At 70.6% G+C, this 23,315-nt stretch carries 24 protein-coding genes; 9 read left to right on the top strand and 15 right to left on the bottom strand.

Annotated features, from left to right (window positions below; genetic code table 11):
- Nucleotides 1–37: 37 nt before the first annotated feature.
- Nucleotides 38–463 carry a DUF3151 domain-containing protein gene (locus HP445_RS02695; RefSeq protein ID WP_128781480.1) on the bottom strand — a complete coding sequence of 142 codons (426 nt, stop codon included), beginning with the start codon at nucleotides 461–463 and terminating at the stop codon, nucleotides 38–40.
- 274 nt (nucleotides 464–737) lie between these two features.
- Between HP445_RS02695 and HP445_RS02690 the strand changes: the two genes are divergently transcribed.
- Nucleotides 738–2,309, top strand: a complete 1,572-nt coding sequence (locus HP445_RS02690; protein ID WP_128781479.1) for an ABC-F family ATP-binding cassette domain-containing protein — start codon at nucleotides 738–740, stop codon at nucleotides 2,307–2,309.
- 41 nt (nucleotides 2,310–2,350) lie between these two features.
- Here HP445_RS02690 and HP445_RS02685 read toward each other — a convergent pair whose 3' ends face one another.
- The 4 genes from HP445_RS02685 to HP445_RS02670 all read right to left on the bottom strand — a co-directional run bounded on the left by HP445_RS02685 (nucleotide 2,351) and on the right by HP445_RS02670 (nucleotide 5,161).
- The gene (locus HP445_RS02685) at nucleotides 2,351–3,046 is read right to left on the bottom strand and encodes an SDR family oxidoreductase (protein WP_128781478.1); all 696 of its coding nucleotides are present in this window, start codon (nucleotides 3,044–3,046) and stop codon (nucleotides 2,351–2,353) included.
- Between the two features lie 10 nt (nucleotides 3,047–3,056).
- A complete protein-coding gene (locus HP445_RS02680) occupies nucleotides 3,057–3,548 on the bottom strand; it encodes a VTT domain-containing protein (protein ID WP_027464919.1) in 492 nt (163 codons plus the stop codon).
- Between the two features lie 61 nt (nucleotides 3,549–3,609).
- Nucleotides 3,610–4,641: a YihY/virulence factor BrkB family protein gene (locus HP445_RS02675; RefSeq protein WP_128781477.1), complete on the bottom strand. Its 1,032-nt coding sequence runs from the start codon at nucleotides 4,639–4,641 to the stop codon at nucleotides 3,610–3,612.
- Nucleotides 4,642–4,645: 4 nt separating this feature from the next.
- The gene (locus tag HP445_RS02670) at nucleotides 4,646–5,161 is read right to left on the bottom strand and encodes a hypothetical protein (RefSeq protein ID WP_110864933.1); all 516 of its coding nucleotides are present in this window, start codon (nucleotides 5,159–5,161) and stop codon (nucleotides 4,646–4,648) included.
- Between the two features lie 63 nt (nucleotides 5,162–5,224).
- Here HP445_RS02670 and HP445_RS02665 point away from each other — a divergent pair, with 63 nt between their 5' ends.
- Entirely contained in the window at nucleotides 5,225–5,965 is a 741-nt protein-coding gene (locus HP445_RS02665; RefSeq protein WP_128781476.1) for an MBL fold metallo-hydrolase, read from the top strand.
- 193 nt (nucleotides 5,966–6,158) lie between these two features.
- Here HP445_RS02665 and HP445_RS02660 read toward each other — a convergent pair whose 3' ends face one another.
- The 7 genes from HP445_RS02660 to HP445_RS02630 all read right to left on the bottom strand — a co-directional run bounded on the left by HP445_RS02660 (nucleotide 6,159) and on the right by HP445_RS02630 (nucleotide 12,592).
- Entirely contained in the window at nucleotides 6,159–7,202 is a 1,044-nt protein-coding gene (locus HP445_RS02660; RefSeq protein ID WP_027464923.1) for a Gfo/Idh/MocA family protein, read from the bottom strand.
- A 73-nt stretch (nucleotides 7,203–7,275) separates the two neighbouring features.
- Complete coding sequence (locus HP445_RS02655; RefSeq protein ID WP_128781475.1) at nucleotides 7,276–8,202, bottom strand: prenyltransferase; 927 nt, start codon at nucleotides 8,200–8,202, stop codon at nucleotides 7,276–7,278.
- Complete coding sequence (locus HP445_RS02650) at nucleotides 8,199–8,633, bottom strand: lycopene cyclase domain-containing protein (protein WP_164941267.1); 435 nt, start codon at nucleotides 8,631–8,633, stop codon at nucleotides 8,199–8,201. The genes HP445_RS02655 and HP445_RS02650 overlap by 4 nt, the downstream gene beginning before the upstream one ends.
- Complete coding sequence (locus HP445_RS02645; RefSeq protein WP_027464925.1) at nucleotides 8,630–8,962, bottom strand: lycopene cyclase domain-containing protein; 333 nt, start codon at nucleotides 8,960–8,962, stop codon at nucleotides 8,630–8,632. Before HP445_RS02645 ends, HP445_RS02650 begins: the two co-directional genes overlap by 4 nt.
- Nucleotides 8,962–10,602, bottom strand: a complete 1,641-nt coding sequence (crtI, locus tag HP445_RS02640; RefSeq protein WP_128781473.1) for a phytoene desaturase family protein — start codon at nucleotides 10,600–10,602, stop codon at nucleotides 8,962–8,964. The genes HP445_RS02645 and crtI overlap by 1 nt, the downstream gene beginning before the upstream one ends.
- Nucleotides 10,599–11,537 carry a phytoene/squalene synthase family protein gene (locus HP445_RS02635; protein ID WP_128781472.1) on the bottom strand — a complete coding sequence of 313 codons (939 nt, stop codon included), beginning with the start codon at nucleotides 11,535–11,537 and terminating at the stop codon, nucleotides 10,599–10,601. Before HP445_RS02635 ends, crtI begins: the two co-directional genes overlap by 4 nt.
- A complete protein-coding gene (locus HP445_RS02630; protein WP_163343195.1) occupies nucleotides 11,534–12,592 on the bottom strand; it encodes a polyprenyl synthetase family protein in 1,059 nt (352 codons plus the stop codon). Before HP445_RS02630 ends, HP445_RS02635 begins: the two co-directional genes overlap by 4 nt.
- A 21-nt stretch (nucleotides 12,593–12,613) precedes the next feature.
- Here HP445_RS02630 and idi point away from each other — a divergent pair, with 21 nt between their 5' ends.
- The 6 genes from idi (at nucleotide 12,614) to HP445_RS02600 (ending at nucleotide 20,433) form a co-directional block, all read left to right on the top strand.
- On the top strand, nucleotides 12,614–13,156 hold the full coding sequence (idi, locus tag HP445_RS02625; RefSeq protein WP_110864939.1) for an isopentenyl-diphosphate Delta-isomerase: 543 nt from the start codon (nucleotides 12,614–12,616) through the stop codon (nucleotides 13,154–13,156).
- Between the two features lie 246 nt (nucleotides 13,157–13,402).
- Nucleotides 13,403–14,452 (top strand): magnesium and cobalt transport protein CorA, encoded by a 1,050-nt coding sequence (locus HP445_RS02620; protein ID WP_071404930.1) that lies wholly within the window; start codon nucleotides 13,403–13,405, stop codon nucleotides 14,450–14,452.
- Nucleotides 14,453–14,568: 116 nt separating this feature from the next.
- A complete protein-coding gene (locus HP445_RS02615; protein WP_017886425.1) occupies nucleotides 14,569–15,588 on the top strand; it encodes a LacI family DNA-binding transcriptional regulator in 1,020 nt (339 codons plus the stop codon).
- Nucleotides 15,589–16,455: 867 nt separating this feature from the next.
- Nucleotides 16,456–17,979 carry a multiple monosaccharide ABC transporter ATP-binding protein gene (gene mmsA, locus HP445_RS02610; protein WP_128781638.1) on the top strand — a complete coding sequence of 508 codons (1,524 nt, stop codon included), beginning with the start codon at nucleotides 16,456–16,458 and terminating at the stop codon, nucleotides 17,977–17,979.
- Entirely contained in the window at nucleotides 17,976–19,268 is a 1,293-nt protein-coding gene (mmsB, locus tag HP445_RS02605) for a multiple monosaccharide ABC transporter permease (RefSeq protein WP_071404929.1), read from the top strand. The genes mmsA and mmsB overlap by 4 nt, the downstream gene beginning before the upstream one ends.
- 61 nt (nucleotides 19,269–19,329) lie before the next feature.
- Nucleotides 19,330–20,433 (top strand): substrate-binding domain-containing protein, encoded by a 1,104-nt coding sequence (locus HP445_RS02600; protein WP_071404928.1) that lies wholly within the window; start codon nucleotides 19,330–19,332, stop codon nucleotides 20,431–20,433.
- Between the two features lie 177 nt (nucleotides 20,434–20,610).
- Here the strand turns inward: HP445_RS02600 and HP445_RS02595 are convergent, their stop codons facing one another.
- Genes HP445_RS02595 through dcd form a run of 3 tightly spaced genes read right to left on the bottom strand, consistent with a single transcriptional unit; the run spans nucleotide 20,611 to nucleotide 22,112 of the window.
- Nucleotides 20,611–20,958: a HepT-like ribonuclease domain-containing protein gene (locus HP445_RS02595; protein ID WP_128781471.1), complete on the bottom strand. Its 348-nt coding sequence runs from the start codon at nucleotides 20,956–20,958 to the stop codon at nucleotides 20,611–20,613.
- The gene (locus HP445_RS02590) at nucleotides 20,955–21,470 is read right to left on the bottom strand and encodes a helix-turn-helix domain-containing protein (protein ID WP_111029679.1); all 516 of its coding nucleotides are present in this window, start codon (nucleotides 21,468–21,470) and stop codon (nucleotides 20,955–20,957) included. The genes HP445_RS02595 and HP445_RS02590 overlap by 4 nt, the downstream gene beginning before the upstream one ends.
- Before the next feature lie 54 nt (nucleotides 21,471–21,524).
- Entirely contained in the window at nucleotides 21,525–22,112 is a 588-nt protein-coding gene (gene dcd / locus HP445_RS02585) for a dCTP deaminase (protein WP_027464935.1), read from the bottom strand.
- Nucleotides 22,113–22,195: 83 nt separating this feature from the next.
- Between dcd and HP445_RS02580 the strand changes: the two genes are divergently transcribed.
- A complete protein-coding gene (locus HP445_RS02580; RefSeq protein WP_164941265.1) occupies nucleotides 22,196–23,287 on the top strand; it encodes a GNAT family N-acetyltransferase in 1,092 nt (363 codons plus the stop codon).
- The last annotated feature ends 28 nt before the right edge of the window (nucleotides 23,288–23,315 follow it).

The raw sequence follows: 23,315 nt of genomic DNA, 5'->3' as shown, positions 1-23,315 counted from the left end.
CGTGTCCGGAACCTGGTTTCGTCGTTGCGTGCGGGAGCTACGCGCCGGCGGACAGGGCGCGCAGGGCCTCGGGGTCGCTCGCGTTCAGGAAGTCGGTCAGGCGCTCGGCCTCGCCCGGCTCCTCGATCGCCTCGGCCGCACGCCGCAGGGCGAACAGCGCCCGCAGCACGCCACGGTTGGGCTCGTGTGACCACGGCACCGGGCCGACACCGCGCCAGCCGGCCTTGCGCAGGGCATCGAGCCCACGGTGGTACCCGACACGGGCGTACGCGTAGGACTCGAGGGTCGCGCCGCGCGCCCACGCCTCGTCGGCGAGCAGCGCCCACGCCAGGCTCGACGACGGGTAGGACACCACCACGCTGGCGACGGGGGCCTCCGCCTCGATCGCGGCGGTCACCTCCGGCTCGGCGGACAGCAAGGTCTCGGGGTTCGACGACGGGGTCGGCAACAGGTTCTCCGGCATGCCCCCAGCCTGTCATCCCTTGCGGGTGCCCGTGTCACGGGATTACCGTGGAGGTCACCTCGTCGTCATCGCGGGGCCGCCGGGGCGGGAGACCGACCGGCGGAACGGATGGCGGACACGGGGGTCCCCCGACGGAAGCAGACGGATTGCTGTCGATCACCGGTACCGCTCAGCCCACGCGCTGACACCGTGATCGCGCGCCCCGTCGGGCGCTCCACCGCACCGCGGTGGCCTCGGTGTCGTGCGCCCAGCATCGACACCGGGAGACATCTCCATGCCCACCAGTCCGTCCGTCGTCCTGCACGACGTCACCTTCGCCTGGCCCGACGGCACCGTCGCGCTCGACCACCTCACCGCCGCGTTCGGACGTGGCCGGACCGGCCTGGTCGGGAGGAACGGGGCCGGCAAGTCCACGCTGGTCCGGCTCGCGACCGGCCAGCTCCACCCCACGTCGGGCAGCATCACGACGTCGGGTCCCGTCGACCACCTGCCGCAACGCCTTGCAACGGGGATCGACGACACCATCGCCGACCTGCTCGGCATCCGGCCCACACTCACCGCGCTCCGGACCGTCCTGGCCGGCGACGCCACGTCCACACAGCTCGAGGCTGTCGGCGACGACTGGGACCTGGAGGAACGGGCCGCCGCGGTGCTCGACCGGGTCGGGCTCGACGGCACCGACCTCGACCGGCCGGTGTCGACGCTGTCCGGCGGGCAGTCGGTGCTCGTCGCCGTCGCCGGGGTGCGGTTGCGCGCCCGGCCGATCGTGTTCCTGGACGAGCCGACGAACAACCTGGACCGCCGGGCCCGCGGGCTGCTCCTCGACCTGGTCGACGACTGGCGCGGCACCCTGGTGCTCGTCAGCCACGACCGGGAACTCCTGGAGCACGTCGACGAGACCGTGGAGCTCCGCGCCGGGGCGATGACCGTGTTCGGCGGGACGTTCAGCGCGTTCGAGGAGCACCTGGCCGTGCAGCAGGCAGCCGTCGAGCGCGAGGTCCGGGTCGCCGAACAGCGGCACCGCACCGAGAAGCGGCAGCGCATCGAGGCGGAGACGAAGATCGCGCGTCGTGCCAAGGCCGGTGAGAAGGCGGGCCGCTCGATGCCGAAGATCCTGGCGAACGAGCAGCGGAAGAAGGCGCAGGAGACCGCCGGTCGACTGCGCGTCGGGTACGCGGACGACGAAGCCGCCGCACTCGCCACCAAGCGCGAGGCCGAGCTCCGCCTGCGCGACGACGAGTCGATCCACGTCACCCTGCCCGACCCGGACGTGCCGGCATCGCGTCGGATCGCCACCGTGACCGTCCGCGGACGGGACGTCATCGTGCAGGGGCCGGAACGGATCGCCGTCACCGGGGACAACGGCGTCGGCAAGTCCACCCTGCTCGAGCAGCTCGTCGGCGACCCCGCGGCCCGGGAGCACCCGCTGCCCGAGACCGCGGCCGTCGCCCACGTCGACCGGATCGCGTACCTGCCGCAGCGGAAGGACAGCCTGGACGACACCGCCACGGTGCTCGACAACGTGCGCCGGGACGCCCCGCACGTGCCCGTCGCCGAGGTCCGCAACCGGCTGGCGAAGTTCCTGGTGCGCGGGGACACCGTCGACCGCCCGGCCGGGGACCTGTCCGGCGGCGAGCGGTTCCGGGTCGCGCTGGCGGCCCTGGTGCTCGCCGACCCGCCGCCGCAGCTGCTCGTGCTCGACGAGCCGACGAACGACCTCGACCTGACGAGCGTCGACCAGCTCGTCGACGCGCTGCGGGCCTACCGGGGAGCCCTCGTCGTGGTGAGCCACGACGAGACGTTCCTGGAACGGCTCGAGCTCGACGAACGGATCGAGCTGCGGTAGTCGGTAGTCGTCGCCGTCAGCGCGTCAGCGCCGTCCGAACATCAGCGCCGTCGGGTCGGCCGGATCGCGAGGGACTCGACGGTGCCGCGCTCGGGCAGGTCGACGACGGTGCGGACCGCGGCGGCCACGTCCTCGGGTGCCAGGTAGTAGTCGGTGTCGTAGGACTCCCCGAGCTTCGCCACGAGCTGCCGCTGCATGTCCGAGTCGGTCCGGCCCGGGTGCACGCTCGACACCCGCACGCCGTTCGCCCGCTCCTCTTCGCGCAGGGCGTCGGCGAAGGCCCGCAGCGCGAACTTCGACGCCGCGTACACGCCACCGCCGGGGCCCGATTGGAACCCGGAGCCGCTGTTGATCGGCACGACGATGCCCCGGGCCGCCCGCAGTGCCGGCAGCGCCAGCCGGGTGAGCTCGGCGACCGCGAACACGTTCGTCGCGAAGACCTGCTCCCACACCGCGCGCGGGGTGTCGGCGACGGTGGTGCCCTGCTCGACACCGGCCGAGTGCACGAGGACGTCGAGCCGATCCGGCAGCGCCGGGACCTCGCCCGCGCCCAGGTCGCCGACGAACGGTGCCGCGCTCGGCAGCTCCTGGACGAGCGCGTCCACGGCGTCGGCGGACCGGCCGCCCACGAGCACGTGGTGGGTGCGGCCGAGGTCGGCGGCGATCGCGCGTCCGATGCCGCGGGTGGCTCCGGTCACCAGGGCGACCGGACGGTTCTGGAGCTGGTCTGTCGTCACGGATGCCAGCCTACGGAAGCCGGGCCGGGCCTCCTGTGCGGTCGCGGCGACGACGCAGGACCGTCAGCGCGACGCCGGCGACGACCACCAGGCCCACGAGCGCCGCGATGCCCCACGGCGAACCGGCGAGCGCCGCGACGACCGCCCAGAACACGGCGAGCCCGACCGTCGCGTACAGGAACGCCCATGCCACGCACCCGGGCACCATCGCGATCGTGTACCGCCACCAGGCGACCCGTGCCAGCCCCGCTGCGGCGTTCATCACCGTCTGCAGGCCGACCACGACGAAGCTCACCGTCACGACGGGCAACCCCCAGCGATCCAGCAGCGCCGACCCGCGGCGGACCGCCGGTGACCGCAGCCAGCCGCCCCACCGTGATCGGGACGCACCCGTCACCGCGAGCCGCGCCACCCAGTACGTGGCCTGCGCACGGCAGAACACGATCACGAAGAGCGCGAGGACGAGCCACCGGAACGGGAGCCCCTCGAGGAAGGACGGCACGCTCGCACCGTAGCGCCCCGACCCGGAGAGCGCCCGTCAGCGGTGGTCGGACGAGCCGCGGTCAGTCGTTGTCGACGCCCTGGCGGATGCGGATGCCCTCGAGCACGTCCTGCGCCCGCTTCTCGTCCTGCTTCTCGATCTGGCGGGTGTCGCGCTCGGGGAGCTGGATGTCCTCCTCCGCACGGATGCCGGCCTGCAGCTCGCGACCCCGCTCGATCTCGGCGTCGAACTCGGCACCGAAGAGCAGGGCGTTGTTCGTGATCCAGATCCACAGCAGGAACACGATGACCCCACCGAGGGAGCCGTACGTGGCGTTGTAGTTCGAGAAGTTCCCGACGTAGAACCCGAAGCCGACGCTCGCGATGATCCAGATGAGGAGCGCCAGGATCGAGCCGCCGCTGACCCAGGTGAACTTCGGCTGCTTGACGTTCGGCGACCAGTAGTAGAGCACCGCGACGACGATGATCGCGATGACGAGCAGGATCGGCCACTGCACGATCGACAGGACGGTGACGGCCACGTCGCCGAGGCCGATGACGTCGCCGAAGCTGCGGGCGAGCGGAGCGCTCACCAGCACCAGCAGACCGACCACGAGCAGGACGATGGTGGTGACGGTCACGCCGAGCATGGTCGGGCGGAGCTTCCAGATCGGGCGGCCCTCACGGACGTTGTAGATCCGGTTCATGGCACGGCCGAACGCGCCGACGTAGCCGGAGGCCGACCAGAGGGCGCCGAGCAGACCGACGATGAACGTCACCGGCGCAGCGGGCGAGCGGACCAGGCCGTTCACCGGCTCCTTCAGCAGGCTCGCGACGTCACCGCCGCCGACGTTGCGGATCACCTGGAGCAGGGTCTCGATGGTCTTCGCCGGGTCCGACACCAGGCCCAGGATCGACACGACCGCCAGCAGCCCGGGGAACAGCGCGAGCACCGAGTAGTACGTCAGGCTCGCCGCCAGGTCGGTGCACTGGTCGCTCGTGAACTCGCGCAGCGTCTTCTTCAGCGTGTAGACGAGCGTCGGCTTCTTGAGGTCGGTGGGGTTGTCGGGCTTCCGGGCGTCGTCCGGATCCGGCTTGTGCTCTTCGTGCGCCATGTGACTACCCTCTCGCCTTCACGGCCTGCTTCGACCGCTTGACCGCCTGCTTGCGGTTCTTGTTCGCCCGTCGCTGCACCGCCGCGATGCCGACCTGCTGCTTCACGCGTGCGCGGTGCGCCGGGTCCTGCTCGAGCGCTTCCTCGGCCGCCTTGGCCCGCGCCTTCCGGCCCTTGCGACCTGCCTGCGCCTGCTCCTTCGCCGAAGGGGCGTCGCCACGCGCACCGAACGGCAGCAGCGCGGTGAAGGCCGAGTTCGCCGGCGGTTGGGCCAGGTGCCCGGCGGGGCGGTTCCGCAGCGCGATGCCGAGGACGATCGCGGCGACACCGGTCAGCCCGGTGATGCCCATCGCCACCAGCGGCGTGGGGTCGCGGTGCCACCGCTGCTTCGTCTTGGCGACCGCGAGCCGCGTCCGGGCGGGCAGGTCCGCGCGTCGCTTCAGCTCCGTCACGGTGTCCGTGATGCCCTCGCGGGTGCGCACGTTGGCGAGTTCGAGCTCGGGCAGACTGTCCTTGGCCATTCCCCATTTCGTACACGTCCCACCCGGGATCGTGCCCAGCAGGCCGCGTCTACCGTGCCGCACATGCTCTTCCGGGACGCCGCCGAGGGGATCCACCGCCTCGAGATCGCACACACCAACACGTACCTCGTCGAGACCGGCGATCGGTTGCTCGTCGTCGACGCGGGGTTGCCCGCCGCGTGGCCGCACCTGCAGCTCGCCGTGCACGACCTGGGCTACACGCCCGACCAGGTCGAGGGGCTCCTGCTCACGCACGGGCACTTCGACCACGTCGGCACCGCCGCACGGATGCACCGCGACTGGGGCACACCCGTGTTCGTCCACCCGGGCGATCGACACCTCGCCGCGCACCCGTACTCGTACCGGCCGCAGACGAACCGCTTCGGGTTCGTGGCACTCCACCCGGGTGGTCTGCGCCCCCTGGGCCGCATGCTGCTGGCCGGTGCGGTCACGGTCGACGGCATCGCGGACACCGAACCGCTGGAGAACCGCGCCGATGTACCGGGCAACCCGTGGATCATCGAGACCCCGGGGCACACCGACGGCCACGTGGCCCTGCACTTCGCCGACCGTGACGCCGTGATCGCCGGGGACGCGCTCGTCACCTTCGACCCGTACACGGGCGGGATCGGACCCCGGATCGTCGCACCCGCGGCGACCTCCGACGTCGACACGGCGGTCGCGTCGCTCGACCGGCTCGCGGACACCGAGGCGAAACACGTGCTGCCCGGCCACGGGCCGGGCTGGTCGCTCGGTGTGCGGCGGGCCGTCGCGCAGGCGCGGCAGGCGGCCGGGGCCGCCTGACGCGGCGACCAGCTCGCGAGTCCAGGCGCTCAGCGACACCTCACGGGCGCTCCGACGCGTGGACTGTCGGTGGGCGCGGAACGTCGCCGTAGGGGCGTGCGCGGAACGTCACCGACGCGGTGGACGCGACCAGAGCCGGACTGGAGGCACGGTGCGGGCCCGCCCCGCGCCTCCAGGCCGTGGGTGGGTGCGGTCAGGACGGGACGACGACGTCCTCGGGCAGGCCGGACGCCGCGGAGCGGCCGGCGGCCTCCATCAGCGCGAGGCTCCGCAGGTTGTCACGACCGCTCGTCTCGGGGGCGGGGCCGCCCTGCACCGATCGGGCGAACGCCTGCAGCCCGCCCTGGCGGTCGGTGTGCGCGAGCACGGGCAGCTCGACCGGCTCGGCGACGTCGTCCTGCGTGCGGCGGACGGTGACCCGGTCGCCGTCGACCGCGTTCGGTTCACCATCGCGGCTCGTGAACCAGAGCTCGCCGTCCTCGCCCTCGATGCTCCACTCGCCGGCCCAGGCGGTGCGCGGGCCACGGCTCAGCCAGCTGCCGCGGTAGTTGACGACCGTGCCGCCGTCGAGCTCGATGATCATCGAGGCAACCGCTTCGTCCTGGTACTTGCTGTAGGCGGGGTAGCTGGCCTTGGCGAAGACCCGGACGGCCTCTTGCCCGGTGATCATCCGGAGCAGGTCGAAGTGGTGGATCGCCATGTCGTTGATCATCGCGTGCGGGAACCGGTAGTGCGGGTACGTCTCGGCGGGCTGGTCGTTGTCCCACTGCCGGAAGTCGACGTTGATCGCGGAGACCTCGCCGACCACGTCCGCCTCGAGCATCTCCTGCACGACCCGCGGTGCCGGGTACCAGCGGTAGTTCTGGCTGACCTGCAGCACCAGGCCGAGCTCCTCGGCGCGACGGACCGCGGTGACGGCCTCGTCGGTGGTGTTGGCGAACGGCTTCTCGACCAGGACGTGCTTGCCGGCATCGAGGGCCTCGAGCGCGAGCGGCACGTGCGTCACGGCCGGGGCGGTGATGACGACGGCGTCGGCCTCGACCGCGGCGAGCGCCTCGGTCAGGGACCCGAACGCCGCGGAGGCCGGGAGCCCGAGGTCGGTCCGTACGGCCTCGAGCGTCGGTGCCGACGGGTCGACGATCCCGACCACCTGCACTTCCGACACCTCTGGGATGGCGGTGCGGGCCCAGTTGCCGCCCCACCCTCCGAGACCGACGTGGATGATCCGGACGCTCATGCGCGCACTCCTTCGTGACTGCCGTCGTGACTGGTGACGCACCACGGACGCCGCGGTGCGTGCGTCCAGTCTGTCAGTGCGTGAAGGCGTACGCGATGAGTGCCATCGTGACGATGAAGCCCGCCAGGTAGTTGATCCAGAGGAAGCGCTTCCACCCGGCGTTCGCGGCCTCGGCGCCCTGGTCCGTGATGTTCCACCACGGCAGCACGTTGAGCGCGTACGGGATGACGACGATCGCGGCGATCGGCCCGGGGAACGCCGAGAACAGCAGCGCGACGCCGGCGACCAGGTAGGCGACGAAGGCCAGGCGGACGGTGGCCCGGGCGCCGATCACGGTCGCGACGGAGCCGATGCCACCGGCACGGTCGGCCAGGACGTCCTGCACGGCACCGAACGCGTGCGAGGCCACGCCCCACAGGAAGAACGCGATGCAGACGGCGACGAGCTCACCGGTCCAGTGCGGGCCCGCCAGGGCGAGGCCGTAGATCGCCGGCGAGACGAAGTGCGTGCTCGACGTGAGCGAGTCGAGGAACGGCTTCTCCTTGAACCGCAGCCCCGGTGCCGAGTACGCGATGACCGCGAACACGCTGATCGCCAGGACGAACCACGACCACGGCCCGTTGCCGCTGACCGCGCCGAGCACCACGAGCGCGACGAGGAAGGGGACGTTCGTGACGACGACGGCCCACAGCGTGGTGCGGTGGACGCTCTTGTCGAGCAGGGCGCCCTCGACGCCGCCCTTGCGCGGGTTGCGCAGGTCGGACTCGTAGTCGAAGACGTCGTTGATGCCGTACATCGCCAGGTTGTAGGGCACCAGGAAGTACACGACGCCGACCAGGAACGCGACGAGCGAGAACCCGCCGCCGCCCTCGACACCGACCCCGCTGCCGAGCAGGTACGCGGCGCCGAACGGGTAGGCGGTGTTCACCCAGCTGATCGGGCGCGACGACACGAACAGGGCGCGGAGGGTCGACGGCCGGGAGGCGGTGCTGGCGTTCACTTCATGTCCTCTGCTGGTGCTGTGGTCGGGCCGAGCGCGGGGCGCGCGCCGGTCCGGTCGCGTGCGCCCGTCCGGTCGTGTCCGCCGGTCCGGTCGAACAGGACCCACAGGCTGGGCAGCAGCACGATGGCGGACATCGCGTAGGCGAGGTCCTCGACCGGGATCGCACCGATCTTCGCACCGCTGATGAGCGAGGGGTCGTAGGCGACGATCCGCAACGTGACGATGACGTTGTCGAACACCATCGTCATCACCAGCAGCGCGACGCCCGCGATCACGGACGTGAGCACCGCCACCCGGCGCCCGACCGCAGGCCGTCGACCCGCCGCACGGGCCCGGCGGGCGGCGACGACGCCGGCGACCACGGCCACGACGGCCGTGACGCCGAAGAACGGCAGGGCCAGGAGCGCGTACGCCCCGGTGCCGTTCACGCCCGCCGCCGATCGGTCGCCCGCTGCACCAGGGGCCGGACGAAGCCGACCAGGTCCATCGTCGAGTAGCAGAGCAGCAGCAGGAAGAAGAGCTCCTCGAGCGGGACCTCGGGCGCCAGGAGCACCCCGGTGAGCAGGTTCTGCGGCCCGATGAAGAAGATCCCGGCAGCGACACCGGCGACGTCCCACACCATGAAGAACGCGACACCGACGACCATCACGGCAGCCGCCCGCCACGGTGCCCGCCAGAAGAACAGCCGGAAGCGGGCGTCCAGCACGGTCATGCCGACCAGGGACACCACCAGGCCGGCGAGGTAGACCCCGGGCATCAGGCGGTCTCGGTCCGGTCCTGCGGGGCCCCGAGGGGCGTCGGCAGCGGCTCGGTGCTCCGGTCGCCGTGGATGCGCTTGAGCAGGACCTCGGCGCTGATCAGACACATCGGCAGACCGATGCCCGGGATCGTCGAGGCACCGACGTAGTACAGCCCCTCGACCTTCTTCGACGCGTTCTTCTCGCGGAAGAACGCGCTCTGCTTCAGGGTGTGCGCCGGGCCGAGCATCGAGCCGTTCCAGGCGTTCAGGTCGTCGGCGAAGTCGCGCGGCCCGATCGTCCGACGGACCCGGATGCGGTCGCGCAGGTCCGGCACCCCGGCGCGCTCGGCCAGCACGTCGATGGCACGGTCGGCGATCTGCTCGACCTGGTAGTCACCGGCACCGTCGATGCCGCCCTTGCCGATCGACAGGTCGGCGGGCAGGGGCACCAGGATGAACAGGTTGCTGGTGCCGGGCGGCGAGACGCTCGGGTCGGTCTCGGACGGGGCGCAGACGTAGATCGAGGCGGGGTCCGGCACGTGGCGGTCGTCCCCGAAGATCGCGCCGAAGTTCGCCTTCCAGTCCGCGGTGAACATCAGGGTGTGGTGCAGCAGGCCCGGCGTCGGACCGTCGATGCCGAGGTACACGAGCACCGCGCTCGGGCCCGGGTCGCGCTTCTTCCAGTGGTCCGCGCCGTGGGTGCGGTGCTCACGCTCGAGCAGCTGCATCTCGGTGTGCTGCATGTCGGCAGCGCTGACCACGAGGTCGGCGGGGGCCGTGTGCTGCACGCCGTCGCGGTCGCGGTGGACGACCCCGGTGGCGACGCCGTCCTCGACGACGATCCGTTCGACCTTCGCACCGGCGATGATCTTCGCGCCCTCGGCCCGGGCGACCCGCTCGACGGCGGAGATCACCTCGGTGATGCCGCCCTTCGGGTAGAGGACGCCGTCGGCCAGGTCGAGGTGGCTCATCAGGTGGTACATGCTCGGCGCCGCGTACGGGCTCGTGCCGAGGAACACCGCCGGATAGCCGAGGATCTGCCACAGGCGACGGTCGCGCACCGCGGTCTCGGCGAAGGTGGAGAGCGGCTCGAGCAGCAGACGCGCGAGCTTGGGCAGGCGACGCAGGACGTCGGGTGCGGCGAGCTTCGTGAGGTCCTGGAAGCTCGTGTAGAGGAACCGGCGGACGGCCATCGTGTAGGTGTCCTCGGCCGACGCGAGGTACTTCCGCATCCGCTCGCCGGCACCGGGCTCGATGGACTCGAACAAGGCGATGTTGGCCTCGGCGTCGGCGCGCAGGTCGATCGGCTCGTCGTGGCCCTCGCTGTAGACGCGGTAGCCGGGGTCGAGCTTCACCAGGTCGAGTTCGGCCTCGGCCGACGTCCCGAGCAGCTGGAAGAAGTGGTCGAAGACCTCGGGCATGAGGTACCACGACGGCCCGGTGTCGAACCGGAACCCGTCCTGCTCCCACGAACCGGCACGGCCGCCGAGCTGCGTGCGCTGCTCGAGCACCGTCACCGAGAAGCCGTCGCGTGCGAGCAGCGCGGCGGCCGCCAGGCCGCTGATGCCGCCGCCGATGACGACGGCGCGGCGTGCGGGCACCTTGCGCCGGGTGGTGGTGGCGACCGTCGTCGGTCGGGAGGCGCGGGGCGGGGTCATGAGGAGCCTCCCGGCCGGTGGGTGGTGACGCGCGACCGGAGCGGTGCGCGTCCGGCGAGGACCTGCGCCGCGAGGCGCACCTTCACCGGATTGGGGACGCGCACGCGCGTCGTGACGAGGCGGCTCGCCGGTGTGCGCGCGAGTCGGTCGTTGAGTTCCTGGAACAGCGCGTGCGCGAGTCCGACGGCGTTGCGGGCGTCGGCCGGCAGCAGCCGGATCGTGCGTGCTGCGTGGTCGAGGTCGGCCTGCACGTCGGCGACCAGGCGGTCCTTCGTGGCCTCGTCGAACGACCGGATGTCGACGCCCGGGAAGTACGAGCGACCGAGCACCTCGAAGTCCGCGTGCAGGTCGCGCAGGAAGTTCACCTTCTGGAACGCGGCGCCGAGCGCACGTGCACCGGCGACGAGTTCGGCCTGGTCGAACGTCGGCCGACCGGCCCGGTACACGAACGCACGCAGGCACATCAGGCCGACGACCTCGGCCGAGCCGTACACGTACGCGTCGAACGAGGCGTCGTCGTGCTCGGTGCGGTCGAGGTCCATGCGCATCGAGGCGAAGAACGGGGCGGTGAGCTCGGCACCGAAGCCGGTGGCACGGGCGGTGCGGGCGAAGGCGTGGACGACCGGGTTCACCGAGAAGCCGAGCGCGATGGCCCGTTCCGTGTCGGCCTCGAGCTCGTCGAGCACCGTGCGGGCGAGCTCGCGGTCGAGCCCGGCCTCGGTCGCGGGACCGTCGACGACCTCGTCGGCGACGCGGACCAGCGCGTAGACGTTCCGGATGTGCTCGCGCGTGTCGCGGGCCAGCATGCGGCTCGCCAGGCCGAACGACGTGGAGTACCGGTCGATGACGACACCCGACGCGGCCTCGGCGGTGGCGTCGTAGAGCTGGAGGCGAGCCGGACGGGACCCGGTCGCCGTGGCGGTGCTGTGGGTCACCGGGCGCGCTCCACGAGTTCGGTCACGAGGGCCTCCAGGCGGTCGGCGAGGTCGTACGGCAGCCGGGCGAGCTCGGCCCGGGCGAGTGCGGTGTGGTCGGCGACACGTGCTTCCGCGGCGCCGCGCGCACCGCAGGACACCAGGGTCGCACGGACCTCGTCCGCGCGGGCCTCGGTCAGGTCCGGGTCGCCGAGGTACGGCTCGAGGTCGGGCCAGCAGTCGGTGGTCGCCGCATACGCGATCAGCATGGTGCGCTTGCCCTCGCGCAGGTCGCCGAGCACGGTCTTGCCGGTCATGGTCTCGTCGCCGAAGACCCCGAGCAGATCGTCGACGATCTGGTACGCGATGCCGATCTCGCGACCGAAGGCCCCGAGGGCGGTGACGATCTCCTCGTCGGCTCCGGCCAGGACGGCACCGGACTGCAGCGGGGCCTCGAACGAGTACACGCTCGTCTTCGCCCGCTCCATCGCCAGGACCTCGTCCACGGTCGGCATCACGCCGAGTGCCAGGTCGACGTCGGTCATCTCGCCGGCGGCGCTGGCGAACACCGCCTCGTCGAGCAGTTCGAGCAGCCGCTCGCGGCGGGTGCCGTCGACGCCCGCAGCCTCGATGAAGCGGGGTGCACCGGCGAGGGCCAGGTCGCCGGCGATGACCGCGGCACTCATCCCCCGGTGTTCGGCCGTCGGCAGCGGCAGGCCGCCCGTCGTCCCGTTGTCGCGGAACGACCCGGCGACGTTCGGCTGACCGCGGCGCGACCAGTCGCGGTCGATGACGTCGTCGTGCACCACGAGTGCGGTGTGCAGGAGTTCGTAGGCCGCGGCGACGTTGGCTGCGGCGTGCGCGTCGGTGCCGCCCATGCCGGCGTACGCGGTCATGACCATGCGGGGCCGGAAGCGCTTGCCGCCCATGCTCGCCTTGCGGAGCACGCGCCACAGTTCTTCGGACGGTCGGCCGTAGCGCTCGGCGCGTGCCGACGACACGGCGAAGAAGCGCTCGAGGCAGTCGTCGACGAGCGCGAGGTCGATGTGCGGCACGGTGGTCGCTTCCTCGCTCATTGGCCTAACCTATCGACTCAGATGAACGCTTTCCCTGAATCCGTGGTGCTCCTGGCCGACGACCGTACCCCGATCGGCACGGCGGACAAGTTCACGGTCCACACTGCCCACACGCCCCTGCACCTGGCCTTCTCGTGCCACGTCCGGAACACCGACGGCGACGTCCTGGTGACCCGACGAGCGCTGTCGAAGAAGACCTGGCCGGGGGTGTGGACGAACACCTTCTGCGGCCATCCCGGTCCGGACGAGTCCTTCGAGGACGCCATCGGCCGTCGGGCCTCCCGCGAGCTCGGCATCACCGTGCGTGACGTCGAGGTCGTGCTGCCGGAGTTCCGGTACCGCGCGGTCGACGCCTCGGGCATCGTGGAGAACGAGGTCTGCCCTGTCTTCCGTGCCGTGACCGACGACACCCCGGCGCCCGCGGACGACGAGGTCGCCGAGTGGGCATGGGTGTCCGAGGACTCTCTCAGGCAGGCCGTCGCCGGCGCGCCGTTCGCCTGGAGCCCGTGGCTCGGGTGGCAGCTCGCCGAACTCGAGACCGCCGGGCTGCACGTCACGCGCTGACGCTCCTGCGCCTGCCGCGACGGGTTGTCCGACCCGCGCCGCAGGCGTACGCTCGACCGTCGGCAGCGCTCTGGGCGCCGCCACGACGAGACGAGAAGGGCAGGTGAGGCGCGATGTCGGGTGACCATCCTCGATCGGGCCGGCCGCCCGTGTCGGTCGTCGCGCCCGCTCGCTGACCCTGCCCCGCTCCGGATCGCCTCCGGGGCGCCATCGCGCCCGCCTGCTCCCCACCGAAGGAGCACGCACATGGCACTGATCGACAACGCGATCTACGTCCGGGGACGCCGCGTGGAGTCTCCGTCGACCCTGTCGCGCCCGGCTCGTGGCGACCTGACGTGGATCGGGCTGCTCCGGCCCGACCCGCATGAGCTCGAGGCCGTCGCCACCGAGTTCGACCTGCACGAGAACGCCGTCGAGGACGCCCGCAAGGGACACCAGCGCGCCAAGCTCGAGCGCTACGGAGACACCCTGTTCCTGGTGCTCCGGCCCGCGTGGTTCGACCCGTCCGAGGGCACCGTCGAGTTCGGCGAGGTGCACCTGTTCGTCGGCGACCACTTCGTCGTGAGTGTCCGGCACGCCGCCCGACCCGACCTGGCGGTGCTGCGCGCACAGGTCGAGGCGGATCCGGAGTTCCTGGCGAAGGGGTCCGAGGCCGTGACCGCGGCCGTGCTCGACGAGGTCGTCGACGGCTACGGCCCCGTCGTCCAGGTCCTGCAGGAGCAGATCGACGCCATCGAGGACCAGCTGTTCGCCGGGCAGGTCGACCCGGGGGTCTCGAAGCGCATCTACCAGCTGCTCAGCGAGGTCCTCGCGTTCCAGCGGGCCACCACCCCGGTGCCGGCGATGGTCACGGGGCTGCTCCGCGGTGCGGACAAGTACGGCGTGGACGACGACGTGCAGCACCGACTCCGCAACGTGCACGACCACGCGCTCCGTGTCACCGAGCGGGTCGACTCGTTCCGCGCCCTGCTCGAGAACGCTCTGACCCTGCACGCCACCCTGGTGTCGCAGGAGCAGAACGAGGCGATGCGCCGGATGACCAGCGCGAGCCTGGCCCAGGGCGAGGAGAGCCGGCAACTCGCCCGGGCAGCACACCGCCAGGGCGAGGAGGTCAAGAAGATCTCGTCGTGGGCGGCGATCCTGTTCGCGCCCGGCCTGATCGCCGGTGTCTACGGGATGAACTTCGACCACATGCCCGAGCTGCACTGGCACTACGGCTACCCGGTCGCGATCCTCGGCATGCTCCTGCTGATGGGCGTGCTCTGGGCGATCTTCCGCAAGCGCAACTGGCTCTGAGCGGACGGCGGATCGGCGCACAGGTGGCGTCGATCCGCCGGACGTGCATAATGATCTGGCCCGGATGTGAACGTGCACATCGATGTGCCACGACACCCGGGCGGAAACGAGCAGCAATGGCGTCATCGCGGACACAGCAACCGCGTTCGCCCAGCATCCGTGACGTCGCACGGATCGCGGGCGTCTCGCACCAGACCGTCTCGCGGGTGCTGAACAACTCAGACGCGATCCGGGCCGAGACACGCGACAAGGTCCTGGCGGCCATGGAGCAGCTGCAGTACCGGCCGAACCGGGCCGCACGCGCCCTGGTCACGAGCCGGACCCACACGATCGGCGTCCTGACGGCCCGCCGCGCCCACTACGGTCCGGCCGTGGCACTGCAGGCGATCGAGGACGCCGCGATGCTCCGTGGCTACTCGGTCACGACGGCGAACATCGCTGAGGCGACCGATGCCGCCGTGCGGGAAGGACTCGGGCACCTGCTCGACCTCGACGTCGAGGGCATCGTCGTCATCGCGCCCCAGCAGCGGGTCTTCGACCTGATCGCGGAGCTCGGCATCCGCACCCCCTACGTCACCATGCGCGCCAGCGTCGGCGAGGACCCGACGGCCCTGTGGGTGGACCAGATGGAGGGCGCGCGACTCGCGACCGCGCACCTGCTCGACCTGGGTCACGAGTACGTGCGGCACATCGCCGGACCGCAGGACTGGATCGAGGCCGATGCCCGGATGCAGGGGTTCCTGCGCGAGATGTCCGACCGCGACATGGCCGTCGCGCCGCCGATCCTGGGCGACTGGACCGCCGACTTCGGCTACCACGCCGGCCGCGAGCTGCTGCGGTGGCGGGACTGCACCGCGATCTTCTGCTCGAACGACCAGATGGCGCTCGGCGTCATGCACGCAGCGCGCTCGTACGGGCTCGACGTCCCGGGTGACCTGTCCGTGGTCGGCTACGACGACATCCCCGAGGCGAAGCACTTCTGGCCACCGCTCACCACGGTGCAGGTCGATTTCGCCGAACTCGGGCGTCGCTGCGTGGACCTGCTGCTGCCGAGCGAGGGTGAACTGCTCCGCCCGATCGACATCGTCCCGCAGCTGGTCGTGCGCGCCTCCACGAGCGCGCCCCGCACGCGCTGACGGAGCTCGGGCTGGTCCGGCGCCCCGGAGTACCCACCACGAACTTCTGCCCAGGGACGCCCGGAGACACCCGGTACGCCCGAAACGACCCGGTACGCCCGGAACCACCCGGCCACCCCGGAGTACCTGCCACAAACGGGCATACCTGCCACGAACTTCCGACCCGGTACGCCCGAAACGACTGGGTACGCCCGAAACGAGCCGGTACGCCCGAAACGACTCGGTACGCCCGGAACCGCCCGGCGTCCCCGGAGTACCTGCCAGGAACGGGCATACCTGCCACGAACTTCCGACCAGGTACGCCCGGAACGACCCGGTACGCCCGGAACCACCCGGCCGCCCCGGAGTACCTGCCAGGAACGGGCGTACCTGTCACGAACTTCCGACCAGGGACGCCCGGAAGCACCAGCCAAGCCCGCTCCGACAGGGCGAGCGTGGCTCCGGGCGCGACCACGAAGCGGACGGGAGGCCCGTGGCGGGCCCGCCACGGGCCTCCCGTCCGCGCATGCGGATTCGCGCAACGAAACGCGCGCTCCCGAGCCCCCTGGCCCCAACCCGGGGGACGTTCCCTCCGGATCACGCACGCCGTTACGAAAACGCGACCAATCCGAATTGACAGCCGCACCGAGGCTGTGCGTAAATTGCCTCCGTCCAGCCGATGTGACCGTTCACATGAGCGTCACACCGAGCCGGATCCGGACGCGACAACGAAGTCCACACAGGCCCCCTGTGCTTTCGCTGCCGCAGCAGAACCACCCGAACACACTGCCGCACCGAAGCGGCAGAAGGAGATGCACTGTGGCGTCAACCCCGATCGACACCGGCCTCGAGACCCGGTCGATCACCGCACCCGAGACGATCCTCGAGATGCGCTCGATCACCAAGGAGTTCCCTGGTGTGAAGGCGCTGGCCGACGTCTCCCTCAGCGTCCGCGCCGGCGAGATCCACGCGATCTGCGGCGAGAACGGCGCCGGCAAGTCGACCCTGATGAAGGTCCTGTCGGGCGTCTACCCGTACGGCACCTACAGCGGCGAGATCGTCTACGAGGGCGAGGAAGTCCGCTTCTCGAACATCAAGCAGTCCGAGCAGGCCGGCATCGTCATCATCCACCAGGAGCTGGCGCTCATCCCGGAGCTCTCGATCACCGAGAACCTGTTCCTCGGCAACGAGCCGGGCCGCGGTGGCGTCATCAACTGGACCGCCGCGCAGCTGCGTGCGCAGGACCTGCTCGCCCGCGTCGGCCTGGCCGACGACCCGGACACGCAGATCAAGAACCTCGGTGTCGGCAAGCAGCAGCTCGTCGAGATCGCGAAGGCCCTGCACAAGGACGTCAAGCTCCTGATCCTCGACGAGCCGACCGCCGCGCTCAACGAGAACGACTCGCAGCACCTGCTCGACCTGATCGTCGGGCTGAAGGCCAAGGGCATCGCGAGCATCATCATCAGCCACAAGCTCAACGAGATCGAGCAGATCGCCGACGAGATCACGATCATCCGCGACGGCAAGGCCATCGAGACGCTCAACGTCAAGGCGGACGGCGTCAACGAGGACCGCATCATCCGTGGCATGGTCGGCCGCTCGCTCGAGTCGCGCTTCCCCGACCGCACCCCGAAGATCGGCGAGACCTTCTTCGAGGTCCGCAACTGGACCGTGCAGCACCCGCTCGACTCGTCGCGTCTGGTCTGCAAGGCCTCGAACTTCCACGTCCGCCGCGGTGAGATCGTCGGCTTCGCCGGCCTGATGGGCGCCGGACGCACCGAGCTCGCGATGAGCCTGTTCGGTCGCTCGTACGGCACCTGGCTCGACGGCCAGATCATCAAGGACGGCCGCGAGATCAAGGTCACGAACGTCCAGCAGGCGATCGAGAACGGCCTCGGCTACGTCTCCGAGGACCGCAAGGCGCTCGGCCTGAACCTGCTCGACACCGTGAAGCGCTCGACGGTCGCCGCCGACCTGCGGAAGATCTCGAAGGCCGGTGTCGTCGACTCGCTCGAGGAGTACTCGGTCGCCGAGAAGTACCGCAAGATGCTCCGCACCAAGGTGCCGAGCGTCGAGGACAACGTCGGCAAGCTGTCCGGTGGCAACCAGCAGAAGGTCGTCCTGTCCAAGTGGATGTTCACCGACCCGGACATCCTGATCCTCGACGAGCCCACCCGCGGCATCGACGTGGGCGCCAAGTTCGAGATCTACGGGATCATCCAGCAGCTCGCGGCCGAGGGGAAGGGCATCATCCTCATCTCGTCCGAGCTCCCCGAACTCCTCGGTCTCTCCGACCGGATCTACACCATCTTCGAGGGCCAGATCACCGCTGACCTCCCGGCCGACCAGGCCGATCCCGAATCGCTCATGCGCAGCATGACCTCCGCGCGGAAGGGCGCCACCGCCTCATGAACAACCTGAAACTGCTCTTCGGCAAGGGCAACAGCATCGGCCAGTACGGCATGATCATCGCCCTCATCGTGCTGCTGATCTTCTTCTCGATCACGACGAACGGGCTCATCCTCGAGCCGACCAACGTCATCAACCTGTTCCTGCAGTACTCCTACATCCTGATCCTGGCGCTCGGCATGGTCATGGTCATCATCGCGGGGCACATCGACCTGTCGGTGGGTTCGGTCGCAGCGGTCGTCGGCATCGTCGTGGCGCAGTCCATGGCCGTGTGGGACTTCCCGGTGTGGGCCGCCATCATCCTGGGTCTCGCGTGCGGTGCCCTGATCGGTGCGTGGCAGGGCTTCTGGGTCGCGTTCGTGAAGGTCCCGGCCTTCATCGTGACGCTGGCCGGTCAGCTCATCTTCCGTGGCGTGAACCAGATCATCGGCAACTCGACGTCGGTCCCCGTCCCGGACGCCTTCACCCCGATCGGCGCCGGCTTCCTCGGTGACTTCGGCCCCGACTTCGGCTTCAGCAACGGCACGCTGCTCATCGGCCTCGTCACGATCCTCGCGCTCATCATCATCGAGGCCCGTGGCCGTGCCCGCCGTCGGAAGATGCAGGCCGAGGTCCCGCCGCTGTGGGTCTCGATCGTCCGCACCGGCATCCTGGTCGCCGTCACGCTCGTCGCCACGTACCTGTTCGGCGCCGGTCCGGTCGGCACCTCGGTCCCGATCGTCGCGATCATCCTCGGCATCCTGACCATCGTCTACGGCTTCGTCACGAAGAACACGATCTTCGGTCGCCAGGTCTACGCCGTCGGTGGCAACGCCAACGCAGCCGTCCTGTCCGGCGTCTCGGCGCGGCGGGTCAACTTCTTCGTCATGATGAACATGTCGGTCCTCGCCGCGATCGCCGGCATGGTGTTCGTCGCCTACTCCGGCGCCTCGGGCCCCGCGGACGGCACCGGCTGGGAGCTCGACGCGATCGCCGCCGTGTTCGTCGGTGGTGCAGCGGTCGCCGGTGGTGTCGGCACGATCTCCGGCTCGATCATCGGTGGTCTCGTGATGGCGCTGCTGTCGAACGGCCTGCAGCTGATGGGCCTCGAGTCCAACCAGGTGCAGATCATCCGCGGTCTCGTCCTGCTCGTCGCCGTCGCCTTCGACGTCTACTCGAAGTCGCAGGGACGCCCGTCACTGATCGGCGGCATGATGCGGCAGTTCCAGCGGAAGGACACCGAGCAGAACACGGTGGCCGCCCAGCAGCCGCGGTCCATCGAGGACCAGCCGGACAAGATCACCCTCCCCTAGTCCCAACTCCCCACACCGGGGCCTCGGCCCCACACCTCCTCAACGAAGAGAAAGCAATCACATGCGCAAGAAGATCGTCGCCGGCCTCAGCCTGGCGCTCATCGCGGGCCTCGCCCTCAGCGGCTGCTCGGCACGCGGCTCGTCCGACGACGCCGGCAGCACCAGCAGCATCAAGAAGGGCGACCTCATCGGCGTCGCCCTGCCGGCCAAGACCTCGCAGAACTGGGTCCTCGCGGGTGCTGCGTTCAAGAAGTCGATCGAGGACGCCGGCTTCAAGGCCGACATCCAGTACGCCAACGCCGGCAACCCGGTCCCCGACCAGCAGTCGCAGATCTCCGGCATGATCACCAAGGGCGCCAAGGCCGTCATCATCGGTGCCGCCGACGGTTCGCAGCTGACCGCGCAGGTCAAGTCCGCCAAGGACCGTGGCGCCGTCGTCATCGCCTGGGACCGCAACATCCTGAACACGAAGAACGTCGACTACTACGTGGCGTTCAACAACTTCAAGGTCGGCCAGCTCCAGGCCGAGGCGCTGCTCAAGGGCCTCGAGGAGAAGAAGGGCGACAAGCCGTACAACGTCGAGCTCTTCGCCGGTTCGCCGGACGACGCCAACGCGACCGTGTTCTTCAACGGTGCGATGGACGTCCTGCAGCCGAAGATCGACGACGGCACGATCAAGGTCGTCTCCGGTCAGACCACGTTCCAGAAGGTCGTCACGCAGGGCTGGCTCGCGCAGAAGGCCCAGTCGCGCATGACCGACCTGCTCTCGCAGTACTACACGGGTGACACCGAGCTCGACGGCGTCCTGTCGCCGAACGACACCCTCGCCCGTGCGATCCTCACCGCGACCAAGGCCGCCGGCAAGGACAACCCCGTCGTGACGGGCCAGGACTCGGAGACCGCGTCCATCCCGCTCATCATGAAGGGCACGCAGTACTCGACGATCTTCAAGGACACGTCGAAGGAGGCCCAGGCGGCCGTCGACCTCGTCTCCACGCTGTCGAAGGGCGACAAGCCCGACACGAAGATGGACAAGACGAACAACTACAACGGCAAGAAGACGGTCCCCGCGATCGAGCTCACGCCGGTCCTGGTCACCAAGGACAACGCCGTCGAGGCCTACAAGGGCAACGACACCCTCGAGGAGCTCGCCAAGAAGGGCTGATCTCCCCCGCACCACGGACGGCCCCGTCTCGCCTCGGCGAGACGGGGCCGTCCTGCGTCGTCCGGGGGCCGGCCACACGGCGGACGGGAGGCTCGGTGCACGTCGTGATCCGTGCCTCCAGTCCGCCGTGTGGTCCGCCCAGGGCACGTGGCCGCGCCCGGTCCGTGCCCGCGTCCGTCAGGGGTGGGCAGCGCGCAACCGGCGCGCGGCGTCGGCGAGGTGCGGGACGTCGGTGCGGGCGGTGCCGAACACCAGCGCACGCGTCGTGTCGAAGTACCGCCGGGTCAGCCGCTCGCCCAGGTCGGACACGCGCGACCACGGGATGCCGGGCTCGCTCGCGGTGACCCCGGCGGGGAGCACCCGGACCGCCTCACCGATCTCGACCAGGCGCATCCGGACCGCGTCGTGCACCAGGTCCTCGGGCAGCCGCTCGTCGTCGATGTAGCGCCGGATCGCCTCGCACGCCCGGATGACGTCGTCGAGGCGGTCGGCCACGGCACGGCGGATGCCGGGCTGCCCACTCACAGCGGCACCGCGGTCCGGACGACCCCGGGGCGCATGCCCGCGGCGTCGACCACGTCGACCCGGACCCCGAGCAACCGTTCGGCGGCGTCCTGGATGCGCATCAGCGCGAAGATGCCGAGCCCCGCATCGACGTCGACCATCAGGTCGACGTCGCTGTCCGGACCGTCCTCACCCCGGGCGACGCTGCCGAAGATGCGGGGGTTCCGCCCGCCGAACCGCTGCACGATCTCGAGGAGGTCCTGTCGGGCCGCGACCACGCGCTCGAGGAGCGGCGGCGGCTCCTCGACCGGCTGCAGGTCGATCGTCGTCGTGAAGCCCGCCGCACGGAGCATCCGCTGCAGGGCTGCGAGCGACGGTTCGCGTCGACCGTTCTCGTAGGTGCTGATGACGCTCTGCGTGACGCCGGCGCGCTGGGCGAGCTGGACCTGGGTCAGTTCGGCGCGTTCACGGGCGTCGCGGATGAGCACCGCGGCCGACAGTGGCGGGGCGGACCGTGGGGGAACAGCGGACATGCTGCAACGATACACAGCATCCAACATTTCGTCCGCCGCCGGAGCGGCGCACGCTCAGCGCGGGTCGGAGACGTCCGCCCGGTGGAAGTTCTGCGCCGAGCGGGACGCCGTCGGGCCACGCTGACCCTGGTAGCGGGACTGGTACTCGGCGGAACCGTAGGGCTTCTCGGCCGGGCTCGACAGCTGGAAGAAGCACAGCTGCCCGATCTTCATCCCCGGCCACAGCTTGATCGGCAGCGTCGCGACGTTCGACAGCTCGAGCGTCACGTGCCCGGAGAACCCGGGGTCGATGAAGCCCGCGGTCGAGTGGGTCAGGAGGCCGAGGCGGCCGAGCGAGCTCTTGCCCTCGAGCCGAGCGGCGATGTCGTCGGGCAGCGTCACGACCTCGAACGTGGAGCCCAGGACGAACTCGCCCGGGTGCAGCACGAACGCCTCGTCCGGGTCGGTCTCGACCAGGCGGGTCAGGTCGGGCTGGTCCACAGCGGGATCGATGTGCGGGTACTTGTGGTTGTCGAACAGCCGGAAGAACTTGTCGAGCCGGACGTCGATGCTCGACGGCTGCACGAGCGAGGCGTCGTACGGGTCGAGGCCGATCCGGCCTTCGGCGAGCTGGGCGGTGATGTCGCGGTCGGAGAGCAGCACGGACGAAGCCTAGCGGCAGCGGGCGTCGCGCCGGTATGCTGCCAGGCTGCCCACCACCCGGGCGGGCGGCGTTCGGAGCAGTGATGACCACGTACACCGTCGACGAGATCACGGTGCCCGCCACCATGGACGACGACCCGGCGACCGTCGCGACCTTCGCCGAGTGGCTCGCGGTGTCCGACGGCGCCGAAGCCGCCGTGCACGGGCTGCACGAGTTGGCCTGGACGCCGGAGGAGTACCTGCCGCTGTGCCGCGAGCCGGGCGCCCCGAGCCGGCTCGTCGTCGCCCGAGACGACCGCGGCACCGTGGTCGGTGCGGGCTCGTACGACACGAAGCAGGAGCCCGGCACCACCAACTGCTGGCTGTCGGTCGGCGTCGCCCCCGAGCACCAGCGCCGCGGTGTCGGGACGCTGCTCGCCGACCACCTGGAGTCGATGGCCCGCGCCGACGGCCGCACGCAGTGGAAGACGTACGCCGTCTCGCGGCAGGTCGGGCCCGCGTCCGGGCCCGGGTACGTGCAGGCCCCGACGGGGTTCGGCGCCGTCCCGGAGGACGAGGCCGGGGTGCGGTTCCTGACCGCCCGCGGCTGGCACTTCGGCCAGGTGAACCGGATCAGCCGGCTCCCGCTGCCCGCCGACGCATCCGTGGTGCGCGGACTGCACGAGCGGGCGTCTGCTGCCGCCGGGCCGGAGTACCGCGTGCATGCCTGGACCGGTCGCACGCCGGAGCAGTGGCTCGACGGCATCGCCCTGCTCGAGACCCGGATGAGCACCGACGCGCCCGCAGGGGACATGGAGGAGCCCGAGGACGTCTGGACCGCCGAACGACTCCGGGAGCACGAGGACGAGCTCGCCCGGGCACCGCGCATCCTGCTCACCGTGGCCGTCGAGCACGTGCCGACGACCACCCTGGCCGGTTTCACGCAGCTGTCCGTGCCGGACGACCCCGCACGGCCGGCACAGCAGTGGGACACCCTGGTGCTCCGCGAGCACCGCGGCCACCGGCTCGGCTGGCTGCTCAAGGTCGTCGGGATCCAGGAGCTCGACCGGCGGTTCCCGGGGCGCCCCTCGGTCATCACGTTCAACGCGGAGGAGAACCGCCACATGCTCGACGTGAACGAGGCCGTGGGGTTCGTCGGCGTCGGCTGCGAGGGCATCTGGGAACGGCGGGTCTGAGCGCGCATCCGAGGGGCCGCCGTCCAGC

The sequence above is a fragment of the Curtobacterium flaccumfaciens genome (assembly GCF_013359815.1).
In the GTDB taxonomy this organism is placed as follows: Bacteria; Actinomycetota; Actinomycetes; order Actinomycetales; family Microbacteriaceae; genus Curtobacterium; species Curtobacterium flaccumfaciens.
The sequence above is the reverse complement of the archived record's forward strand: the minus strand, read 5'-3'. Positions and strand labels throughout refer to the sequence as shown.